Below are 19,035 nucleotides of genomic sequence, written 5' to 3'. Positions count from 1 at the left end.
GTCAGCTCTCAGCTAGGGACGATGGCATTGTGTTGACAGCTGTCAACTGGTGCGTCTCAGGAAAACCCCTCGAGCCGCGACATGCTTTCGGAAATGCCACTCCCAACCGACAAGAGCGCCACAGGAAGTTGCGACTTTTGATGTGGCAGCATTGCCTGCGGCAATAGGAGTGGAAAAGCTCCGAAGAGCTGTGACGGAAGAAAATCGCGTGTTACCTTCCGTTTTACCGACAATGCTTCGTTTGTAGAATGAGATACGAGACGCCCGATCCGCTTCATCCGACCCTGTTGCCGGCCCTGATCGCCGCCGAGGATGCACTCGCACGTCTCGATGAACGGGCCGCTCGGCATGCGGTGGCGGAAGGCTTCCGCGAACGCGGGCAGTTCTTCGATGCGGCCGCGGCGCTCTGGATCGCCGGCGAACTCGTCCATGTCGAGGACCTTGTCTTGCACGATTCGCACATGGACGCGCGCGCGCCGTCACATGAATTGACGATCGCCCATGCGGTGTTGCGGACTCGGCGTCGCCTGGAGCTGGCGGAAGCCGGCTGGGCCTTGTCCGCCGCGGGGCTCGGTGTCCTTAGGGGCGAGCAGGGGAGTGCGGCCGCAAGCGACGCGCTTGCCGAAATCTCTGCTCCCGGAGCGGATACGGACGAGGCGCAATCGCGGGAGGCGGAGGACGCGGACGAAAACCCGCTCGCGAGCGAGTTTGCCGAACTCGATGCGGCGATCGCGCGCTCCGAGCGCCTCTTGGACATCCACGTCTCTGCCGTCGCCTCGATGACGCAAACCGCGAAGCCGGAGCCGGAGGGGCAACTCGGGCTGCTCTTTGACGAGGAGTGGGATGAAGCGGCGAGACTCGATGCCTGGCGCGCCGTCCTGCCGCTCGCCGATCAGCTACCGGCTTCACTCGGCGCGGCGATCCTTTTCGATGCCTGGGAGCGCATCGAACCGCTGCGCCGTCAGCATTGGCTCGGTTCGCTCCTCGTCGGCGCTTATCTGCGCTTTCGCGGCAAGGTCGTTTCACATGTGCTTGCGTTCAACATGGGGCTCAAGACGATCCGTCACGAGCGCCGCCGCTCGAAGGACCGGCTGACGCGGCTCGACGCCTTTCTCGAGGCGATGTCGATGACGGCGGATCTCGGCATGAAAGAGCTCGACCGGCTGTCGCTCGCCAGGACGCAGATGGAGATGCGGATCAGGGACCGCCGGTCCAACAGCAACCTGCCGGGACTGATCAACCTCGTGCTCTCACGTCCAATCGTCTCGACCGCGTTGATTTCCCGGCAGCTCGGCGTGACGCCGCGCGGCGCCCTCAATCTCGTGCGCGAACTCGGCCTGCGCGAGATGACGGGCAGGGGCCGCTATCGCGGCTGGGGCGTGCTCTGAGCTCGCCGAACCCTCAGATCCGGCGCAGATTGATCTCGCTTGTCACGACGCGCTTACCCGAATTCGGGTCCTCGTCGATCGTGCTCAGCCGCACGCCGTTCTCGCCGAGCTTCTGCACGATCAGGTTAGCGCTGCGGTCGCCGTTGACTTCCCTCGCCCAGCGGACGTTGAAATTGATCGCGTTGCCGCGTCGGCTGCCCGACAGAGCGGACCTGCCGCCTCTCGGGCCGACATAGACGCCGGTGTAGTTCACGCCATTTGACCTTAAGTCCGCGCTGATCGAGCGCGAGACGACAAGCAAGCCGCGGCAGGTTCCTCTCATCGAAAGAGCCGCGCCATTCGCCTGCGAATCGAAGTTGCAGGATACATTGATCGGTGCCCTGTTGATGCGCACCAGCACCGTGCCGCCGCCGGTCCACTTGCCTTCGAGCGAACCGAGAAAGGCCGTCTCGTCGGCGATGCCAGAGCCGGTGGTGAAGGAAAGCGCGCCCAAGGTCAGCAGGAGCCGGATTGTCTTTCGCTGCAACATCTTCGTCGACCTCCCCTTTCGGACGAAACGCTGGAGCGGAATGAACGGCGCAGTGCGCGGAAGGTTCCGGCCCTTCGCTCTTCTTGTTGCGGATCGGCTCGGCTGGAGTACCGCGGCATTCGCGGTTCGGCCTGAAGTCATGCGAACTTTTTTGCACCGGCGACGCAGGCGACGATCGCAAGCGTGGCGGCAAGCATGGTCCAGCTTACCGTCTCATCGAGCAGCGTTGCCGCCAGTGCCAGTCCGAAGAAGGGCTGCAGCAATTGCAATTGCCCGACGGCAACGATGCCGCCCTGGGCGAGACCTCGATACCAGAAGACGAAACCGATCAGCATGCTGAAGACGGAGACATAGCCAAGGCCGAACCAGGACGCGGCGTTCAAGCGCGCGAAGCTTGCCGGCATGGTGAGGAGCGCCAGCGCCGTCATGATCGGCAGGGAGAGAACGAGCGCCCAGGAGATGACCTGCCAGCCGCCGAGCTTGCGCGACAATTGCGCACCCTCGGCATAGCCGAGCCCACAAGCGATGATGGCGGCGAGCATCAGGAGATCGCCCTTGGGCGAGGCGGTGAAGCCCTGTCCGAGGGCGAAGCCGATCACGATGGCGCTGCCGAGACTGGAAAAAAGCCAAAAGGCAGGACGCGGACGCTCGCCACCGCGAAGCACGCCGAAAATTGCGGTTGCAAGCGGCAGCAGGCCGACGAAGACGATCGAATGGGCCGAGGTGACATGTTTGAGCGCGAGCGCCGTCAGCAGTGGAAAGCCGACGACGACACCAAGCGAGACGACGCCGAGCGACAGGAGGTCGTCGCTGCCGGGCCGCTTTTCGCGAAAGGCAAGGAGCAGGCAGAGGGCGATGAGGCCGGCGATCGTCGCGCGGGCGACGGTCAGGAACACCGGATCGAAATCCATGACCGCCACCCGTGTCGCGGGCAACGAGCCGCTGAAGATCATCACGCCCACCAGCCCATTCATCCAGCCGCTTGCCGTCCTGTTCATCCCTATGCTCCTTGAACTCTCCGTGTCGGCTTTTTCTGGTATCGCGCCGCTGGCTCTTCCAGAGACAGTGGAGTACGGTTGTGAAGAACTGTAATGGTAGAAGAGCAGGTACGGATGAGACCGCAGGCGATCGACGGGGAGGGCGAAACGCTGATCGCGCGGATCATGGCGACGGTCAGGCACCGGATCGCTGGCCGCAGCTTGACCCCAGGGGCGAAGCTGCCTTCCATCCGTTCCTTCGCCGTGACCATGAAGGTCTCCAAGTCGACTGTGGTCGAGGCCTATGAAAGGCTGGCGGCGGAAGGCCTGATCCGGTCGCGGCCGGGCTCCGGCTTCTTCGTCGCCGCACCGCTCGCGCCATTGTCGCTTGCCGAGATCGGCCCGCGCCTGGATCGGGCCGTCGATCCCTTGTGGATTTCGCGCCAGGCGCTCGAGCCGGGGGAGGGGGTGCTCAGACCCGGCTGCGGCTGGCTGCCGCCATCATGGATGCCGGAGGAGGGGCTGCGGCGGACCCTGCGCGGCCTTGCACGCGGCGACTTCTCGACGCTTGTCGATTACGGTCCGCCGCTCGGCCTCCTGCCGCTGCGCCAGCTCCTCGCGCGCCGCATGGCGCAGCACGGCATCGAGGCCTCGCCGGACCAGATCATGCTTACCGAATCCGGCACGCAGGCGATCGATCTCCTTTGCCGTTTCCTCCTGAAGCCGGGCGACGCGGTGCTCGTCGACGATCCCTGCTACTTCAATTTCCATGCGCTCCTCCGGGCGCATCAGGCGAAGATCATAGGCGTGCCCTACACGCCGTCGGGACCGGATATCGACCGTTTCGCCGCGGCTCTCGAAGAGCACCGGCCGCGGCTCTACATCACCAATTCCGCTCTCCACAATCCCACCGGGGCGACGCTGTCGCCGCTCGTGGCCCATCGCTTGCTCAAGCTCGCGGACCAGTGGGGCCTGACGATCGTCGAGGACGACATCTTCGCCGATTTCGAAGAGACGCCGGCGCCGCGGCTCGCCGCTTTCGACGGCCTCGAGCGTGTCGTCCACATAGGCAGCTTCTCCAAATCGCTCTCGGCGGCGGTGCGCTGCGGCTTCATCACGGCGCCGCGTGACTGGATCGAAGCGCTGACGGACCTCAAGATCGCCACGAGCTTCGGCGGTGCGGGTTTTTCCGCCGAGCTCGTGCTGACGCTCTTGAAGGACGGCAGCTACCGCAAGCACATGGAAATGGTCCGCCAGGATCTGGCGCGGGCGATGGCCGCCACGGTCGCGAGGCTCGGCGAAATCGGAATTATCCCCTGGATCGAGCCGCGCGCGGGCATGTTCCTCTGGTGCCGGCTGCCGGACGGCATCGATGCTGCGGATCTCGCCAGAAAGGCCCTCGACAAGGGCATCGTGCTCGCGCCGGGCAATGTGTTCAGCCACGCGCAGACGGCAGGCAGTTTCCTGCGCTTCAATGTTGCCCAGTCGCAGGACGAGCGCCTGTTCCGGGAGCTTGCCGCACTCATGGCGGCTGCATGATGGCTTGATCGACCAGCGCATGTCGTCCAAAAGTGTGCACTTTAAACGCGCGGCGCCGTGGGTTGGCCGGGCTGCGCAGCCGGTCGAAGAGAGCGCGGCTCCGGTTGGGCCGGCGTCTTCATGATGATTTCGCGCGGATCGGGCATCGAAATGCCTGCCGCCTTGAACGCATCCCAGAGCGCCATGAGGACCTGGCCGCGAATGTTCGTCAATCCGTTGCTCGGATCGGAAATCCAGAACCTCAGCCTGAAGTCGAGCGATGTTCCGCCGAAGCCGGTCATCCAGCAGACCGGTTCGGCGTAGCGGCTGGCAACCCGAGGAATGGTTTTGGCAGTCTCGATCGCGACACGGGCAACCTCATGCGGGTCGCTGTCGTGGGAGGTTCCGAAGTTCACGTCGATGCGGACGTAGTCGCTGGAAAACGACCAGTTCACCACCTGCTTGGAAATGAAGTCCTCGTTCGGGATCAGGTATTCCTTGCCGTCTCTCGTGATGACGGAGACGAAGCGCGAGCGCAGGTCGCGGATCGATCCGAAGGTCTCGCCGAGCGTGATCGTGTCGCCCGGTTTGATGGATTTGTCGAGAAGGATGATGATTCCGGAAATGAAGTTGGACACCACCTTCTGCAGGCCGAAGCCGATGCCGACGCCGACTGCGCCGGAAAAGACGGTGAGCGCGGTCAGATCGATGCCCGTTGCGGACAAGGCAACCGTGCCGGCAAAGACAATGAGCCCGATCTTCACCAACTTGCTGATGAGGACCTTCAAGGACGGCGTGAGATCGGCGGATTTCTGGATCCAGTTCGATGACATGTTGCCGATGAGCACGGCGAGCCAGATCAGCGCCCCGGAAAGCACTACGGCCTTCAGTACGAGCAGCATCGAAAGCCGAACAGCACCGAGGTTGACGGCAACGCTGTCGAGTGCCGTCAGAGCAACGCGGTCCAGCCCAAGCGCGTAAAGCGCAAAATAGAGCCAGCCGACGACGGCAACGACACGGGCCAGCACCTGGTTTCTGATGATGCGCGTGAGGACCACGATGACGAACCAGGCAGCCACGAGAGTGAGGGCTGTGGCGACCAGCCACCGGTAGGACGGCCATCCGAACCGGAGCAGGACGACATCGACGATCCATAACCAGGCAATCAGGAAGAGCCACCGCAGCCGCCGCATGAAGGCGATGATGACGCGCAGCAGGTCCGGATTCCCCTTGATGGTGCGCGCTCGAGCCTCCAGTGTCGGCTCGATGCGCCGTGCAAGGAAGCCGGAAGCAAAATAGCCGACGACGATCAGCGCAAACTGATAGAGCGTCCACTCGTTGAGAAGGAAGGTCTGAAGCCACGATCGGGCAGTGTTGACGGCTTCGACGAAATCCATCGCCTTTCTCGTCGCAATTTTCCTGCCGCATGCGTTCGCGATCAGCCCAGATCAGCGAGAGAACATGCGGCTATTCAAGGCGCGCATCCCCCGGCAGCCGAAGGATGCCGAGGCGTTGTGATAACCAGCAGGCGGGGGTTTTGTTCAATCGGAGGGCCAAGCTGTGCACCGGAGAGGGATCGAGGTGTCGCCACCGTTCGACCCCCGACGGCAATGCCGCTTGGAAAGCACCTGATCCGAAAGCTCCCTCATTCCGGTGCGCGGGTTCGAAGGTGGGCGTGCAGGAAGCGTCAACATCGGCTGTGTATGCGATTGCATCCGAAATGCTGGAGGCGAAGGATAACGCCTCCAGCGGTGCCGCTAATCAAGCACGGCCACAGCCTCCACCTCGAACAGCATGCTGTCGAGCGCCAGTTTGGGCACCGGGATCAATGTCTGTGCCGGTAGCGCCTCGCCGAACGTTTCCTGGACGTGCTTGGTCAGCACACCGAGCTTGGATTGGTCATGATCGACCACGAAGACCGTGAGCTTGATGACCTGATTGGGTTTCGCTCCGATCCCCTCAAGTGCGGTGCGCAGGTTAGCATATGCCTGTTCCACCTGGACTGCGAATTCGGGCGACAGCGTCCCCGTGTTGTCCATTCCACCTTGGCCGGAGATATAGGCAATCCGACTTCCGCCGGGAGCGATCACGGCGTGGCTGTAGCCGTTAGGGGCGGGGTCGTAGAGGCCTTGCGGATTGACGATTGTCAGCTTGAGATCATTCTCATTCGCTGTCGTCGCAGCGGGAACTCCGATGGTCATGGTGATTAGCCCTCCGATAAGCAGACGCTTGATTGCGCGTGACATGATTTTCTCTTGGCTCCGCGGACCGCAAGCAACGTACCCTCGCGGCCGGCATGATTGAACGATTGACTCGTACGCGGTACGAGTCAATCGCATCGTACGGCGTACGAGTCAATGGTTCAGGATCGACATCCGTCGCATCGCCGGCCAAGATGGATGTTCTGACCAGCGAGGAAGACGGAATGGCAGCAAAACGCAGCGGCGCACGAAGCAAACGATCTCAAGGGATGAGTGTGCGCCTCCAGTCCGTGCAGGAGCCGCGCGGTGAACCGCCTCTCTCTCGGGAACGTATCGTGGCGACGGCGGTAGAACTGCTGGACACCCGAGGGGTCGACGGATTGACGATGCGTCGGCTGGCCGATCGCCTCGGCTCGGGCGTGATGAGCCTATATTGGCACGTCGACAACAAAGAGGATGTCTTTGATCTGGCGCTCGACTCGGTGCTCGAATATCGCGGACCGCCGCAAACAGTCGAGTCTCCAGACTGGCGCGGAGAAGTCGTTCATATGCTCGAAGACTGGCGCTGCAGCATGCTGCGCCATCCTTGGTCGGCATCGCTGTTGCCGCGCCGGGCGCTCGGCCCGAACATCCTCGGTCGCCTGGAACTGCTGAGCAAGACCTTGTCCAAAGCCGGTGTAGCGGACGCAGATCTGAACGTCGCGATATGGTCGCTCTGGAACTATGTGATGGGCGCCACCGTCACCCGGGCGAGCTTCGACCTCTCGGACGACGACAGGGCCGCCGCGCAGCAGCGCCTTACACATCTCAGCGAACGCTATCCGACAATCGAACGCTCTCGTCTGCTATTGGATGACGATTGGGGTGGCGCCTTCCGGAGAGGCCTCGACTTCCTGCTCGACGGCCTCGCCCCGAGACAATGAACATTCGTCATTTTCTGGACATGGATCGCAGCGATTTTCCCGTGCTCGATATCGAGTGCGGTGGTCTGGACCTCGCCGTCGGCTTCCAGCGGGATGAAGCTGTCGACCGTCGACGAAACCCACGCGACGAAGCCTCCGAGCCATTCGCCAACCGCACTTCTGTGCAACGTCGGCTCAAGCTATTCTGAAGAACCCCGGGGTGGAGATTTTAAGCATGGCGAAGCTCGTCTTTGGAATGAACCAGTCTCTGGACGGTTACGTCGACCACCAGGAATTTGCGCCTGGCCCCGCCCTCTTTCGTCACTGGATAGAGCACGTGCGCGGCCTGACCGGCAGTGTGTACGGTCGCCGCATGTACGAGGTAATGCGTTATTGGGACGAAGACCGTCCCGAGTGGAGTGCTGAGGAGCTCGACTTCGCGGCGGCGTGGCGGAGCCAACCGAAGTGGGTGGTGTCGCGCTCGTTGAAGTCGGTTGGCCCCAACGCTACTCTTGTGGAGGATGACCTCGGGGCGGTGATAGGTGGGCTGAAGGCTCAGCTCGTTGGGGAGATTGGAGTTTCCGGACCAAACCTAGCGCGAAGCCTAACCGACCTTGGTCTTATTGATGAGTATCGACTCTACCTCCACCCCGTCGTGCTTGGTCGCGGCAAGCCATTCTTCGCCGGCCCCCGACCCCCGCTCCGCCTTGTGGCCAGCGATCAAATTGGCGAGGACGTGATCAGGTTGACCTACGTTCCTGCTTAATCGCGCGACTCGCCCCGACGGACTGCTCGATGTCACGGTTACTGCGTCTGCGGCGGCCAATACTCTCGAGGTGGAGAAGACGCGGGCGCTGGGGGCGAAGGTGGTGCTCGTTGACGGGGAAATCGAAGCCGCACTTCAGGCGGCCCTGGAGCACGCCGAGAGGACCGGCGCCTTCCTGGTGGAGGACAGCAAGAATCTCGATACCTGCGAAGGTGCCGCAACGATCGGGCTCGAGCTCGCGGAGCTGCCCTATCAGCTGGATGCAGTCCTCGTCTCCCTGGGTGCCGGGACGATGGCGACGGGCATCGGTTATGCCCTGAAGCGCCGGCGGCCCGATGTCGACGTCGTCTCCGTCCAGCCCGGGAACGCACCGGCCATGACGCTCTCCTACCAGGCCGGTCGAGTCGTGGATCTCGGCGCCCCGAACACGATCGCCGACGGCGTGGCCGGGCGCTATGTGATCCCCGAGGTTCTTGATGACTTGCTGGACGTCGCCGATGACGCTCTGCTGGTCAGCGAGGAGAGCATCAAGGAAGGCATGCGCCTTCTCTACCTGCACTCGGGACTGGTCGTGGAGCCGGCCGCGGCGCTTGGTGTCGCAGCCCTTCTCGAGAGTCCGCGACTGTCCGGTTTGGCAGGGCGATGAACGGCGGCTTTCGGGTGGTGTGCGGGAGTTGGCCTTGTCCTGGAGCTGCCGCAGAGAGCGCCATTATAGGCGAAGCGGTGGTATAGTACGAAGTTGCAGGAGCATAAATAACAGTAAGAAAAAAGGAGGGAAGTTATGTCCAGGACACGCACTGGTTGGCTAATTGCGCTTGCAGTCTGCTCGATCACTATGACCTCGATGGAGGTGCGGGCCGGTCCGCTAGAAGAGGATGTCAAGGCTGCCTACACAGCCTGGGACGAGGCCTTCGGAAAAGGGGATTCGAAGGCGGTTGCCACCTTCTATACCGAGGATGCGCTCCTTCTTCCCCCCAGTCATGACGTGATCGAAGGACCTGCTGGCGTTGAAAAGTTTTTCAGCGGCATATTCGGCATGGGCGCGACGGATCACAAATTGGAAGTGATCAGGGTGGATGGCGACCAGAAATTGATCTACGGCGCAGCAAAATGGTCGGCAAAGGGCAAAGATGCTCAGGGCAAAGACCAGCCTTGGGGCGGAGTTGCCACACATGTTTTCGAGCGACAGTCTGACGGCAGCCTGAAAATCAAGCTACATACCTTCAATTGACGCTCAGTACCTGCGGTGCGGTTCGGCGAGCTGTATAGGAAGACGTCGGTCGTCTTTTACAGCGCCGTGCGTCTTTTCAGACGCACAAGGGACGCTGTAGCACTTTGAATTGCTGCATGTTTTTGTCCTTAAATCGGGTACGATTTAAGGAAACATGCAGTAGTCGGTAATGGCCACAACGGGCTGGTAAATTTCGGGTTGTGCGAGCGGGTTTGGTTCCGCTCTCGTTTTCTACCTATCTGCGCGGGCCGCCACTGCTTCCAAGGCAATCGCGACGATGCTGTCGGCGAAGCCCGTGTCGAGTGGGCGATGCCCAACAAGCAGGCGGTAGAAGACGGGTCCGTAAATCATGTCGAGCAGCACCTCGAGGTCATGCTGCAACGTAATCTCTCCCCGCGCGGCAGCCTCTAGCAACAAGGCGCGACCGGCCTCGCGGCTCGAGAGGATGACCTGGTTGCGGAAGGCCTTGGTGAATTCGCTTTCGGGGTCGGCGGCCGCGAGCGTCATGGCGATTTGGCGCCCTCTGGTCGTCGCAAAGGCCTGGATCAGCGATCGCATCTGCCCCGCGAGCGCCGATCGCAGACTTGTCCCGCCTCCTGCGAAGATGCCCGGATCTCCGGACATCAAGGCGGCCATGGCGAGTTCGGAGGCGTTCGCCCAATGCCTGTAGATCGTTGGCTTGCCCACACCGGACCTCGCGGCAACGGCCTCGACGGTCAGACGGCCAAACCCGTCCTCCGTCAGGATGTCGTGCGCCGCTTTCAGGATTCTCGCCTGCGCCAATTGGTTTGGCGGTCTTCCGCGCCGTTTCGGTGGGCTCATGTGCTGTTGACTCATTTAATTATAAAACGTAACGTAACGTAACTTTACGCCGCCGACAAGGGGCCGACCATGTCCACCTCGATTTCGTCCCTGACCCCCTATTTCATCGTCAAGAATGCTCGCCTAGCGATTGATTTCTACGGTCGCGCCTTTGGTGCCGAGGAGCTCTTCCGGATGACCGACCCGCGCGACGGTCGGATCGGCCACGCAGAACTCAAGATCGGCGAAAGCACCGTCATGATTGCCGACGAGTATCCCGACTTCGGTGCATTGAGCCCAGACACGATCGGTGGCTCTCCCGTGACCTTCCACCTCGCAACTCTGTCGGTCGATGCCGATCTTGCCCGCGCCGTCGACGCGGGGGCCGTCGTTCTGCGTGCCGCTGCAGATCAAGCCTATGGCGAGCGCGTCGCCATGGTCGTCGATCCTTTCGGCCATCGGTGGATGCTCTCGCAGAAGATCGAGGATGTGGCGCCGGAAGAGATGCAGCGCCGCTGGAACGAGGAGACCGGAGCATGAACTCGGCGGACGGAAATCGAACTGAAAGAGCGGGCATGGCTCCCTTGGAGAACAGCGTAGGCGAGGACAGCCTGTCGCACCGCCGTCGTGACATCATCCTTTTGCAGCCGGGAAAAGGGCGGCACTACGGGCTCGGTCTGCTCACTGGCGTGTTCAAGGCCGACGAAGCTGAGACGGAGGCGGCCTATTCGGTGTCAGAGTGGATACTCAAGCCTGGCCTGAACGGTGTCGGCCGGCACAGCCATATCGCAAATGACGAGGTCTTCTATGTGCTCGAGGGTGTGCCCGAAATCCTCGTCGGCACCTGCTGGCGGCATTGCACGCCGGGGACTTTCCTGCGAATACCGCCCGGTGTCGTCCACGATTTCCGAAATACCGGAGAAACGACCGCGAGGCTGCTCAATTTTTTCATACCCGGTGGATTCGAGCGCAATATGCCCGCGATCTCCGCTTGGTTCGCCGCCCAGGAACAGGTTTAGTGCGATCGAAAAGCGTTGCTGAGTACGAGCGCCCCGGGCCTTCCTTACGGAGCGCGGCCCACGCTGCTGGAAGTCGATCCACATCACACGTCCGGGCGTCGGAGCGAACATAGGATCGCAATTAGCGGGTAAGATAGGACGTGTTCAGCCCCAATCATCACTTCTCTGACTTTTGACCCGGTAGAGGTGAACCGGCCTCTGCGGCGCTCGTTTGATGATACCTTTCGCCTCGAGGTCGAGCTGTACGGCCTTCATCCACCATCCTGCCTTTTGCCGCTCTGGAAAGTCCGTTTCCGAAAGGTGCGGCAGCAGGGCCTCCTGCGCCTGCGCAACCGTTATGCCGGGCGGTGTGTCCGGCAGCGCGGCAAGCAGGGCGTGGCGCATCGCCATATATTTTGTGCGGTCCAGCCGTTCGGTGCGCCCTGGAATGTTGACGTTCTCGACTTCAATCTTCTCAGACATCGATCTTCCCCGCGACGGCGATTTTCGGATTGCGGAAGCCCATGGCGACCCAGGCCGCCAGCAGCTTGGCGTAGAAGGCGAGCGTATGGCTCTTGAGGTTGGGAATATCCTTCGGGAGGGCGGAAGTATCGGCAAGATCGCCCACCATCGTTCGCAGTTCGGGCCTCGGCCGCGTCTCCGCCGGCCAGAGATGCAGATAGAGGCTGAGCCAGTGGGCGCCCTTCAGTTCCAGGAAGACCGGCGTGTTGCAGCAGGTGGCAACGACGCGGCGTGAGCCGGCTGTGGAGGAGAGACGGAATTCCTTCAGGTTCTCCACCCCGGAACGAATGCTTATCCGGTCCTTTCGATACTCCGCGGCCGGCGTGGCGTGATAGGCGGTCAGGGTGTTTTTCGCGCCCGGAAGCGCCGCAAGCCTTCCCGCGGCAGCGCGGCAGGAGTTGCACAGACATTCGGAAACGAGGATCGGGTTTCCCCGCACTTCAAGGCGCGTCTGCCCGCAGGCACATCCGATATGGGTCGTTCTGTTCATTGCTGTCCCCCGTGATGTTGAAGAGGTGTCGAATGTACCGTTCCAGATGATCGAGACTTTCCCGCGCCAAATCGGGATCGTTGCCGGCTTTCGCCAGGACGAAACCGCCCTGGAGAACCGCCTGCGTGTGACGGGCAAGGCTCGCAGCCGACCAGTCGGCCGTGATGCCGCGCTCCCGCCGCGCCCGTTCGATGTCATCCTCCAGTGTCGCCGCATGGCCGAAAATGCTGCGGCCACAGGCATCGCGAATATCGGGCGCCGTCTCGAAAACCTCCTGCGCCATCGTGCCGACGAGACATGTGAATTCCTTTAGATCGCCCGCAATGATCGCCTTGCGGAACGCCACATAGGCGAGGACCCGCGCCAGAGCATCGCCGGGTTCGTGATAGGGCGCTCCGGCGAAGAAGGTCGACGTCGTCTCTGCCCAGAACTCCGCCGCTGCCACGCCGAGGGCCTCCTTGCTCCCGAAGTGATGGAAGAACGCGCCCTTGGTGACGGCGGCGGCCTTGCACAAGTCGTCGACGCTTGTTGCTGCAAAGCCCTTTTCACGAATGATGTCACGCGCCGCCTCGAGGAGGCGGAGCCGCGCATTGCCGCGTTCGGGCGAGTGTTTGGTCGGTCTTGACATATAACTGACATACCATACGGTCGGTATAAATCAAGGAGCAATCAACCCCACAACCCTGTTGGGCGTCAGTCTCACCTGATACAGTTCCAGGCTCACCTACAGCGCCGTGCGTCTTTTCAGACGCACAAAGGACTGCAATGAATAGCGGTCGAGGCCTGCGCTTCAGCCCTCACTCCAAAGCGATCTCACCGCGCAAGCGGGAGGAGTTTCCATGGCCAATGCTCAATGCGCCTGTGGCGCCCTTCGACTGACGCTCAACGAACCGCCACAATTGACTGCGCTGTGTCACTGCTTCGCTTGCCAGCGAAGAACTGGTGCACCGTTCAGTGCCAATGCGTTCTACTCGATTAACTGCGTCGAAATTTCTGGGACGTCCACAGAGTTCATTCGTACTGCCGAGAGCGGTCGCAAGGTCCGAATGCATTTCTGCCCAACTTGCGGCTCGACCGTCTACTGGAAGGCCGATGCTTCGCCGTCCTGGATCGGGGTGGCAGTCGGTGCATTTGCCGACCCAGCCTTCGCGCCACCTGCCATGTCAGTATTCGAGCAATCAAAACATAAGTGGGTGCAGCTCGACGAAACGGTGGGGCATTTCCAAGGCCTTCCAAACGGCAAAGATGAGCATGAATCGACGCGGGGAGGCTTGCAGAAGTTGGCGCACGCCAGCGCTTGACATGGCTTCCGGTGCGGCCCGCTCCGACTTTGATGTCGCCACCCGCTTTGGGTCGGTTCTTCGCATTTACCGTCGCGGATGGGTCGAAAGCGGGGCCTGCCAGTAGGGGGGCTTAACGACGGGGTCGGCGGACGACTCGCACCTTTCCGCTTGCGCCACCGCCACAGAAGAACTGGTCGCCGCCATCGGACTCGAGTCCCGACACGCCTATTCCGGATGGCATTTCCAGCCTCTCCAGAATCTCGCCTGTTTCAGGATCCACACGCCGCACCTCGCTCTCGTCGCCTTCCCAGGTGCCGTGCCAGAGCTCGCCGTCGATCCAGGTGACTCCGGTGACCATGCGGTTGGATTCGATCGTGCGGAGGATCTTTCCCGTTTCGGGATCGACCTGATGAATCCTCCGGCCGCGATGCTGCCCAACCCAGAGCGCCCCTTCGGCCCAGGCCAGCCCCGAATTGCCGTCTTCCGGCGCCGGAATGCTGGCGAGCACCCGACCTGTCTCCGGATCGATCTTTAAGATGCGATCCTCGGCAATCTGAAACAGGTGCTTGCCGTCGAAGGCGGTTCCGGCATGCGCGGCCACGTCGATCGAGCGTAGCGTTTCTCCGCTAGCCGGATCGAATGCGTTCAGCTTGTCTCCCGAGGCGAACCAGACGCGGCGGCCGTCGAAGGTGACGCCAGCCACCTGATCAGCCCCTGGGAAGGGTCCGTATTCGCGAAGGATTTCGGCCTTGGATCGTCTCATGCTCTCATCCTTTGCGGAGTGCTCAGAGGCGGATACCCTGCGCCGCCGATTGACGAAGCCTGCATCCGGTTCGATGGCACTCTAGTCACTCGGCAGTGGACCGGGAAGTAACAAGATTGTCGGGAATCCCGGCACGAGCGGCGTCATCCAGCGCCGCGCTCGGCCATGGCCGAGCGGTTGCACCTTGCCCGCTGCCGCAAGCTGTTCCAGTGCCCGCTGCACGGTACGGGGGCTGGTTCCAAGAGCGATCGCGAGCGACGAGCTCGACCATGACTCGCCATCGGCGAGCAAGGCGAGCACCGACGCATCCTGCCCTTCGACCGGCGGTGCCAGAACGGCGATCTCGCGGCCACCCTGCGGCGAAAGCGCGAAACCGCGCTTCGTCGCCCGCACGTCTGCCAGTTCCTTAAGCTCCGCTCGCAGCCGCCCGATTTCGACCCGCAAACGGGCGCGGTGCGATTCGTCGGCGTGCTTCGCCCGGAAAGCGCGCCGAAGGAGCGTGCCTCTCGGCACGTCCCCCGGCCAGCCCTCGGCGAGCGCTCCGGCAAGCGCAAACAATACCGGGCGGGTCGACAGCGAGACCATTGCGTCCCCTTGCCGTACGACATGACGGCAGGCATCCACGACGAGCGCGCCGGACGCCAGAAGCGCCTCGACCTCGTCGAGCAAGAGGGAGCGTTCCTCACCGCGCGCAATCAGCCGCGCCGCCGGCGTTTTCAAGGCGAGCGAAGCGGCCTCGACCTCCGCCGTCAGCGCCGGAATGTTCGCTTGCCGCGCCGCGTGCGCGGCCCGCGTGAGCGCAGCACGCGCTACCTCCGTCTTCAGACGGCGGATGGCTATCCCCGCAATGGCCAGTTCGCGGGCAGTCGTGGAGGCGGGCGGGAGCGGCGCCGGGTCGAGCCCGGCAAGCGTGCGCTCGGCCTCGTCGAGCCGGCCGATCAGGAGCAGGCGTCGCACCTTGAGATTGCCCGCATGGGCGGCATTCACGCGATCGCCATGCCCCTCGAGCGTCGCCCAGGCCGTATCAAGCGCCTTTGCAGGCCAGGAGAGATCGCGCGACACGAGTGCGATTTCGGCCTCGGCGACGATGCAGCGTGCGCGGGCCACCGCCTCCTTCGGCCCGAAGGCGCGGGCAGCACTTTTGAGGAGAGCCTTCGCCCGAACGAAGTCGCCGAGCTGCGCCATCGCTATGCCCCTGAGCGCGAGCGCGGGCGCGTCGTCACGCAGCGCGACCCGTTTCAAGGCGCCGAGGGAATCACCCGCCGCAAGCGCCCGCGCCGCGGCGGTGATCATCGAGTCCATCGGAATCCCGTCACACTTGTCACTCTCACCATCCGATATCCGGTTCTAGTCTGGCTCACGACCGGCAAGCAACGCGCCGCAGGAAAGCTACGACAACAAATAGGCAAAGGAGAAGAAGGATGACAGCACATCTGACTGGAACACGTGAAGACTGGCTGACGGCGCGGCTCGAACTGCTCGCGGCGGAGAAGGAGCTGACGCGCCGCAGCGACGAACTCGCCGAGCAACGGCAGGCCTTGCCGTGGGTCAGGATCGACAAGCAGTACCGATTCGAGACCGAAGAGGGGAGCGCCTCGCTCAAGGACCTCTTCCGGGGCCGATCGCAGCTCCTCGTCTACCATTTCATGTTCGGACCCGACTATACGGCCGGATGCCCTTCCTGCTCCTCGATCGCGGATGGCTTCAACGGCATCGTCGTTCATCTCGAGAACCATGATGTCGCCTTCTCGGCGGTGTCGCGCGCACCGCTTACAAAGCTCGAGGCGTTCAAGCAGCGAATGGGATGGACTTTCCCCTGGGCGTCCTCCTTCGGCAGCGACTTCAACCACGATTTCAGCGTCTGGTTCACCGAGGATGAGCAGCGCGCGGGCGGCATAGAATACAACTATCGGCGCGAGCCGCCGGCACGCGAGCCGCTCGCAGGCAAGACCGTCCAGGAATGGCGGGGCAACGAAGGACCGGTCGCCGAGATTGCAGCGATGACCGGAACCGACGTTGCCACATATACGCGCGACAGGCCGGGCGTGAGCGCATTCGTGCTCGACGACGGTATCGTCTACCACACCTATTCGAGCTATGCGCGCGGGCTGGACGGCCTTTGGGGCGTGTATCAATGGCTCGACCGCGCCTCGAAAGGGCGCAACGAGACGGGTGTCTGGTGGCGCCACCACGACCGCTATGGTCAGGACTGACCGATGCCGCTCCGGTCAAGCCACCCAACTGGCACGTCGCGCGCCAGCAACGAATCTCCCGGTGCCGCAGGTATCGGTCCGGCGGCGCGGGGCATGGCCGACTGGCTATCCCTCGCTGCGGCGCCGACATTCGCGGTCATGGCGCTCCTCACGGTCGTCACCGGTGGGGCTGATATGATCTGCTCTTCGGCGCAAGAGCCCCTGCCGCTGAGCGGAATGGCCGCGATGTACTTGCTCATGGCCGTCTTCCACTCGGCACCATGGCTGAGGCTGGTCTCGAGCCGATGGAGCGAGGTCGGCCGGCCTTGATCCCGCGGGCGGCAAAGTCGCTTGCCCTGCGTCTTCTACTGCATGTTTCCGTCAATCCTAGCCGATTTGAGGATAAAAACATGCAGCAATTCAAAGTGCTACAGGGCCGCGCATCCGATCAGACGCGCGGCGCTGTAGGCGCGGGGCAAGAAGAAGAGCGCCCTCAATCCTCCTCGACGAAGACTTCCTCGCGCTTGGCTTTTACGGCCGGCAGGAAGACGATGACGAGGACCGCGGCGGCGATGGCGAGCAGGACGGCGCTGATCGGCCGAGTGACGAAGGTCGTCGGGTCGCCGCGCGAGAGGATCATGGCGCGCCTCAGGTTCTCCTCGAGCAGCGGCCCGAGAACGAAGCCGAGCAACAGCGGTGCCGGTTCGCAGCGCAGTTTCAGGAGCAGGTAGCCGACGAGGCCGAAGAAGGCGACGGCATAGAGGTCGTAGACGTTGGAATTGACGCTGTAGACCCCGATCGAGCAGAAGGCCATGATGATCGGGAAGAGCACGAAATAGGGTATCTTCAGGAGCTTCACCCAAAGCCCGATCAGGGGGAGGTTCAAGACGACGAGCATCAGGTTGCCGATCCACATGGAGGCGATGATGCCCCAGAAGAGGGCCGGCTGCTCCACCGCCACGTTCGGGCCGGGAACAATGCCCTGGATGATCATCGCGCCGATCATCAGCGCCATAACCGGGTTTGCCGGAATCCCGAGGGTCAACAGCGGGATGAACGAGGTCTGCGCGCCGGCATTGTTGGCGCTTTCCGGCCCCGCCACGCCGGCGATCGCGCCGCGGCCGAACTCCGCCGGCCGGTCGGAGAGGCGCTTTTCCACCGTATAGGAGGCGAAGGCGGCGAGGATCGCGCCGCCGCCCGGCAGCACGCCGAGCGCCGAGCCGATCACCGTGCCGCGTATCACCGGCGCGACCATGCGCTTGAAGTCGTCCTTGGTCGGCAAAAGGTCGGTGACCTTCGCCATCAGCACGTCGCGCGTCTTTTCGCTTTCCAGGTTGCGCAGGATTTCGGCAATACCGAAGACGCCGACGGCGACCGCCACGAAATTGAGGCCGTCGGCATATTCGCGGATGCCGAGCGTGAAGCGGGGCGTGCCGGTATAGATGTCGGTGCCGACGAGGCCGAGCAGCAGCCCGAGCGCGACCATGGCGAGCGCCTTGACGACCGACCCGTGCGCAAGCGCGACGGAGGAGACGAGGCCGACGATCATCAGCGAGAAATACTCGGCCGCACCGAATTCGAGCGCGATCTCGGTCAAGGGCGGCGCGAAGAGCGCGACAAGGAACGTCGAGACGGTGCCGGCGAAGAAGGAGCCGAGCGCCGCGATCGCGAGCGCGGTGCCGGCGCGCCCGTTGCGGGCCATCTGATAGCCGTCGATGGCGGTGACGGCGGAGGAGGATTCTCCCGGCATGTTGATCAGGATTGCCGTGGTCGAGCCGCCATATTGGGCGCCGTAATAGATGCCGGCGAGCATGATCAGCGAGGAGACCGGCTCCAACTGGAAGGTGATCGGCAAAAGCATGGCGATGGTTGCCGTCGCGCCGATGCCGGGCAGCACGCCGATCAGCGTGCCGAGAAGGACGCCGATCAGGCAGAAGAGGAGGTTCGCCGGCGAAGCGGCGGTGGAGAAGCCGAGGGCGAGATTGCTGACGAGATCCATTGTCCGCCTCCTAGAACCGGACCCAAGGGCCGAAGCGCTCGAACGGCAGGCCGAGTCCGTAGCTGAAAACGGCGACCGAGAAGACGGTGAGCGCCAGCGAAAGGGCCACCGCCCAGAGCGGTCGCATGCGGTGCGAGGCGAAACACGCGATCAGCGCCGTGAAGAAGATCGCGGGAACGAAGCCGAGCCCGCGTACCGTCAGGCCGAAGAAGATCGGCGCCGGCAGGATGAAGAACATGCCGCGGATCGCGATCGGTCCCATCGGCTCGCCGTGAACGCGGGCCGACTGCACCAGGATGATGATTCCCAGCAGCGTCAGCACCGCAGAGAGCAGCAGCGGGAAATAGCCCGGCCCCATGCGGAAGGCCGTGCCGAGCTCGAGGTTGAAGGATTGCCAGGCGAAGAAAAGGCCAACGGCCGTCAGGATACTCCCGCACAGCGCGTTGGTTGTATCGAAGGAGATGGCTTTCATCTG

Annotated in this window: 23 protein-coding genes and 1 pseudogene; 11 read left to right on the top strand and 13 right to left on the bottom strand. The window is 62.9% G+C overall.

Annotated elements, in window-relative coordinates:
• The first annotated feature begins 248 nt into the window (after nucleotides 1-248).
• Nucleotides 249-1,388 carry an RHE_PE00001 family protein gene (locus tag M728_RS24260; RefSeq protein WP_026621176.1) on the top strand — a complete coding sequence of 380 codons (1,140 nt, stop codon included), beginning with the start codon at nucleotides 249-251 and terminating at the stop codon, nucleotides 1,386-1,388.
• 13 nt (nucleotides 1,389-1,401) lie between these two features.
• Here the strand turns inward: M728_RS24260 and M728_RS24255 are convergent, their stop codons facing one another.
• The gene (locus tag M728_RS24255) at nucleotides 1,402-1,917 is read right to left on the bottom strand and encodes a hypothetical protein (protein WP_026621175.1); all 516 of its coding nucleotides are present in this window, start codon (nucleotides 1,915-1,917) and stop codon (nucleotides 1,402-1,404) included.
• A gap of 137 nt (nucleotides 1,918-2,054) precedes the next feature.
• Complete coding sequence (locus tag M728_RS24250; RefSeq protein ID WP_026621174.1) at nucleotides 2,055-2,915, bottom strand: DMT family transporter; 861 nt, start codon at nucleotides 2,913-2,915, stop codon at nucleotides 2,055-2,057.
• A gap of 93 nt (nucleotides 2,916-3,008) precedes the next feature.
• Here M728_RS24250 and M728_RS24245 point away from each other — a divergent pair, with 93 nt between their 5' ends.
• The gene (locus M728_RS24245) at nucleotides 3,009-4,433 is read left to right on the top strand and encodes a PLP-dependent aminotransferase family protein (protein WP_026621173.1); all 1,425 of its coding nucleotides are present in this window, start codon (nucleotides 3,009-3,011) and stop codon (nucleotides 4,431-4,433) included.
• A 41-nt stretch (nucleotides 4,434-4,474) separates the two neighbouring features.
• Here M728_RS24245 and M728_RS24240 read toward each other — a convergent pair whose 3' ends face one another.
• Complete coding sequence (locus M728_RS24240) at nucleotides 4,475-5,809, bottom strand: mechanosensitive ion channel family protein (protein WP_026621172.1); 1,335 nt, start codon at nucleotides 5,807-5,809, stop codon at nucleotides 4,475-4,477.
• Nucleotides 5,810-6,169: 360 nt separating this feature from the next.
• On the bottom strand, nucleotides 6,170-6,658 hold the full coding sequence (locus M728_RS24235; protein WP_026621171.1) for a RidA family protein: 489 nt from the start codon (nucleotides 6,656-6,658) through the stop codon (nucleotides 6,170-6,172).
• A gap of 179 nt (nucleotides 6,659-6,837) precedes the next feature.
• On the opposite strand from M728_RS24235, the gene M728_RS24230 reads away from it, so the two are divergent.
• Nucleotides 6,838-7,536, top strand: a complete 699-nt coding sequence (locus M728_RS24230; protein WP_026621170.1) for a TetR/AcrR family transcriptional regulator — start codon at nucleotides 6,838-6,840, stop codon at nucleotides 7,534-7,536.
• Here M728_RS24230 and M728_RS24225 read toward each other — a convergent pair.
• Nucleotides 7,533-7,671 (bottom strand): annotated as a pseudogene (locus M728_RS24225) (RNA polymerase sigma factor SigJ); the annotation flags it as partial. The gene M728_RS24230 and the pseudogene M728_RS24225 sit on opposite strands and share 4 nt — an antisense overlap.
• 79 nt (nucleotides 7,672-7,750) lie before the next feature.
• Between M728_RS24225 and M728_RS24220 the strand changes: the two are divergent.
• The 3 genes from M728_RS24220 to M728_RS24210 all read left to right on the top strand — a co-directional run bounded on the left by M728_RS24220 (nucleotide 7,751) and on the right by M728_RS24210 (nucleotide 9,512).
• Entirely contained in the window at nucleotides 7,751-8,281 is a 531-nt protein-coding gene (locus M728_RS24220) for a dihydrofolate reductase family protein (protein WP_026621168.1), read from the top strand.
• Entirely contained in the window at nucleotides 8,274-8,927 is a 654-nt protein-coding gene (locus M728_RS24215; RefSeq protein ID WP_370906499.1) for a pyridoxal-phosphate dependent enzyme, read from the top strand. Before M728_RS24220 ends, M728_RS24215 begins: the two co-directional genes overlap by 8 nt.
• A 198-nt stretch (nucleotides 8,928-9,125) precedes the next feature.
• Entirely contained in the window at nucleotides 9,126-9,512 is a 387-nt protein-coding gene (locus M728_RS24210) for a nuclear transport factor 2 family protein (RefSeq protein WP_156943456.1), read from the top strand.
• A 231-nt stretch (nucleotides 9,513-9,743) separates the two neighbouring features.
• Here M728_RS24210 and M728_RS24205 read toward each other — a convergent pair whose 3' ends face one another.
• On the bottom strand, nucleotides 9,744-10,349 hold the full coding sequence (locus M728_RS24205) for a TetR/AcrR family transcriptional regulator (RefSeq protein ID WP_026621166.1): 606 nt from the start codon (nucleotides 10,347-10,349) through the stop codon (nucleotides 9,744-9,746).
• 54 nt (nucleotides 10,350-10,403) lie between these two features.
• On the opposite strand from M728_RS24205, the gene M728_RS24200 reads away from it, so the two are divergent.
• Both M728_RS24200 and M728_RS24195 read left to right on the top strand, forming a co-directional pair.
• On the top strand, nucleotides 10,404-10,853 hold the full coding sequence (locus M728_RS24200; protein WP_026621165.1) for a VOC family protein: 450 nt from the start codon (nucleotides 10,404-10,406) through the stop codon (nucleotides 10,851-10,853).
• Complete coding sequence (locus M728_RS24195) at nucleotides 10,850-11,332, top strand: cupin domain-containing protein (protein WP_084044547.1); 483 nt, start codon at nucleotides 10,850-10,852, stop codon at nucleotides 11,330-11,332. The genes M728_RS24200 and M728_RS24195 overlap by 4 nt, the downstream gene beginning before the upstream one ends.
• Before the next feature lie 144 nt (nucleotides 11,333-11,476).
• Here M728_RS24195 and M728_RS24190 read toward each other — a convergent pair whose 3' ends face one another.
• Genes M728_RS24190 through M728_RS24180 form a run of 3 tightly spaced genes read right to left on the bottom strand, consistent with a single transcriptional unit; the run spans nucleotide 11,477 to nucleotide 12,951 of the window.
• Complete coding sequence (locus M728_RS24190; RefSeq protein ID WP_026621163.1) at nucleotides 11,477-11,794, bottom strand: hypothetical protein; 318 nt, start codon at nucleotides 11,792-11,794, stop codon at nucleotides 11,477-11,479.
• Nucleotides 11,787-12,323: a GFA family protein gene (locus M728_RS24185; RefSeq protein ID WP_026621162.1), complete on the bottom strand. Its 537-nt coding sequence runs from the start codon at nucleotides 12,321-12,323 to the stop codon at nucleotides 11,787-11,789. The genes M728_RS24190 and M728_RS24185 overlap by 8 nt, the downstream gene beginning before the upstream one ends.
• Nucleotides 12,274-12,951 (bottom strand): TetR/AcrR family transcriptional regulator, encoded by a 678-nt coding sequence (locus tag M728_RS24180; protein ID WP_051440914.1) that lies wholly within the window; start codon nucleotides 12,949-12,951, stop codon nucleotides 12,274-12,276. Before M728_RS24180 ends, M728_RS24185 begins: the two co-directional genes overlap by 50 nt.
• A gap of 211 nt (nucleotides 12,952-13,162) precedes the next feature.
• On the opposite strand from M728_RS24180, the gene M728_RS24175 reads away from it, so the two are divergent.
• Nucleotides 13,163-13,624 (top strand): GFA family protein, encoded by a 462-nt coding sequence (locus tag M728_RS24175; RefSeq protein WP_084044545.1) that lies wholly within the window; start codon nucleotides 13,163-13,165, stop codon nucleotides 13,622-13,624.
• A 112-nt stretch (nucleotides 13,625-13,736) separates the two neighbouring features.
• Here the strand turns inward: M728_RS24175 and M728_RS24170 are convergent, their stop codons facing one another.
• Together M728_RS24170 and M728_RS24165 are read right to left on the bottom strand one after the other, a co-directional pair.
• Complete coding sequence (locus M728_RS24170) at nucleotides 13,737-14,369, bottom strand: PQQ-binding-like beta-propeller repeat protein (RefSeq protein ID WP_026621161.1); 633 nt, start codon at nucleotides 14,367-14,369, stop codon at nucleotides 13,737-13,739.
• An 81-nt stretch (nucleotides 14,370-14,450) separates the two neighbouring features.
• The gene (locus M728_RS24165; protein WP_026621160.1) at nucleotides 14,451-15,671 is read right to left on the bottom strand and encodes a hypothetical protein; all 1,221 of its coding nucleotides are present in this window, start codon (nucleotides 15,669-15,671) and stop codon (nucleotides 14,451-14,453) included.
• Between the two features lie 119 nt (nucleotides 15,672-15,790).
• On the opposite strand from M728_RS24165, the gene M728_RS24160 reads away from it, so the two are divergent.
• Together M728_RS24160 and M728_RS24155 are read left to right on the top strand one after the other, a co-directional pair.
• On the top strand, nucleotides 15,791-16,582 hold the full coding sequence (locus tag M728_RS24160; protein ID WP_026621159.1) for a thioredoxin family protein: 792 nt from the start codon (nucleotides 15,791-15,793) through the stop codon (nucleotides 16,580-16,582).
• A gap of 3 nt (nucleotides 16,583-16,585) precedes the next feature.
• On the top strand, nucleotides 16,586-16,891 hold the full coding sequence (locus M728_RS24155; RefSeq protein ID WP_084044542.1) for a hypothetical protein: 306 nt from the start codon (nucleotides 16,586-16,588) through the stop codon (nucleotides 16,889-16,891).
• Between the two features lie 163 nt (nucleotides 16,892-17,054).
• Here M728_RS24155 and M728_RS24150 read toward each other — a convergent pair whose 3' ends face one another.
• Together M728_RS24150 and M728_RS24145 are read right to left on the bottom strand one after the other, a co-directional pair.
• Nucleotides 17,055-18,560: a tripartite tricarboxylate transporter permease gene (locus M728_RS24150; protein ID WP_026621157.1), complete on the bottom strand. Its 1,506-nt coding sequence runs from the start codon at nucleotides 18,558-18,560 to the stop codon at nucleotides 17,055-17,057.
• 10 nt (nucleotides 18,561-18,570) lie between these two features.
• Nucleotides 18,571-19,032 carry a tripartite tricarboxylate transporter TctB family protein gene (locus M728_RS24145; RefSeq protein WP_026621156.1) on the bottom strand — a complete coding sequence of 154 codons (462 nt, stop codon included), beginning with the start codon at nucleotides 19,030-19,032 and terminating at the stop codon, nucleotides 18,571-18,573.
• Nucleotides 19,033-19,035 lie beyond the last annotated feature (3 nt).

It is taken from the genome of Ensifer sp. WSM1721, assembly GCF_000513895.2.
Lineage (GTDB): Bacteria > Pseudomonadota > Alphaproteobacteria > Rhizobiales > Rhizobiaceae > Sinorhizobium.
The sequence above is the reverse complement of the archived record's forward strand: the minus strand, read 5'-3'. Positions and strand labels throughout refer to the sequence as shown.

Excerpts from the sequence above, each read along its gene's own strand:
- M728_RS24260 (WP_026621176.1), top strand. The coding sequence starts at position 249 with ATGAGATACGAGACGCCCGATCCGCTTCATCCGACCCTGTTGCCGGCC.
- M728_RS24255 (WP_026621175.1), bottom strand. The coding sequence starts at position 1,917 with ATGTTGCAGCGAAAGACAATCCGGCTCCTGCTGACCTTGGGCGCGCTT.
- M728_RS24250 (WP_026621174.1), bottom strand. The coding sequence starts at position 2,915 with ATGAACAGGACGGCAAGCGGCTGGATGAATGGGCTGGTGGGCGTGATG.
- M728_RS24245 (WP_026621173.1), top strand. The coding sequence starts at position 3,009 with ATGGTAGAAGAGCAGGTACGGATGAGACCGCAGGCGATCGACGGGGAG.
- M728_RS24240 (WP_026621172.1), bottom strand. The coding sequence starts at position 5,809 with ATGGATTTCGTCGAAGCCGTCAACACTGCCCGATCGTGGCTTCAGACC.
- M728_RS24235 (WP_026621171.1), bottom strand. The coding sequence starts at position 6,658 with ATGTCACGCGCAATCAAGCGTCTGCTTATCGGAGGGCTAATCACCATG.
- M728_RS24230 (WP_026621170.1), top strand. The coding sequence starts at position 6,838 with ATGGCAGCAAAACGCAGCGGCGCACGAAGCAAACGATCTCAAGGGATG.
- M728_RS24220 (WP_026621168.1), top strand. The coding sequence starts at position 7,751 with ATGGCGAAGCTCGTCTTTGGAATGAACCAGTCTCTGGACGGTTACGTC.
- M728_RS24210 (WP_156943456.1), top strand. The coding sequence starts at position 9,126 with ATGGAGGTGCGGGCCGGTCCGCTAGAAGAGGATGTCAAGGCTGCCTAC.
- M728_RS24205 (WP_026621166.1), bottom strand. The coding sequence starts at position 10,349 with ATGAGTCAACAGCACATGAGCCCACCGAAACGGCGCGGAAGACCGCCA.
- M728_RS24200 (WP_026621165.1), top strand. The coding sequence starts at position 10,404 with ATGTCCACCTCGATTTCGTCCCTGACCCCCTATTTCATCGTCAAGAAT.
- M728_RS24195 (WP_084044547.1), top strand. The coding sequence starts at position 10,850 with ATGAACTCGGCGGACGGAAATCGAACTGAAAGAGCGGGCATGGCTCCC.
- M728_RS24190 (WP_026621163.1), bottom strand. The coding sequence starts at position 11,794 with ATGTCTGAGAAGATTGAAGTCGAGAACGTCAACATTCCAGGGCGCACC.
- M728_RS24185 (WP_026621162.1), bottom strand. The coding sequence starts at position 12,323 with ATGAACAGAACGACCCATATCGGATGTGCCTGCGGGCAGACGCGCCTT.
- M728_RS24180 (WP_051440914.1), bottom strand. The coding sequence starts at position 12,951 with ATGTCAAGACCGACCAAACACTCGCCCGAACGCGGCAATGCGCGGCTC.
- M728_RS24175 (WP_084044545.1), top strand. The coding sequence starts at position 13,163 with ATGGCCAATGCTCAATGCGCCTGTGGCGCCCTTCGACTGACGCTCAAC.
- M728_RS24170 (WP_026621161.1), bottom strand. The coding sequence starts at position 14,369 with ATGAGACGATCCAAGGCCGAAATCCTTCGCGAATACGGACCCTTCCCA.
- M728_RS24165 (WP_026621160.1), bottom strand. The coding sequence starts at position 15,671 with ATGGACTCGATGATCACCGCCGCGGCGCGGGCGCTTGCGGCGGGTGAT.
- M728_RS24160 (WP_026621159.1), top strand. The coding sequence starts at position 15,791 with ATGACAGCACATCTGACTGGAACACGTGAAGACTGGCTGACGGCGCGG.
- M728_RS24155 (WP_084044542.1), top strand. The coding sequence starts at position 16,586 with ATGCCGCTCCGGTCAAGCCACCCAACTGGCACGTCGCGCGCCAGCAAC.
- M728_RS24150 (WP_026621157.1), bottom strand. The coding sequence starts at position 18,560 with ATGGATCTCGTCAGCAATCTCGCCCTCGGCTTCTCCACCGCCGCTTCG.
- M728_RS24145 (WP_026621156.1), bottom strand. The coding sequence starts at position 19,032 with ATGAAAGCCATCTCCTTCGATACAACCAACGCGCTGTGCGGGAGTATC.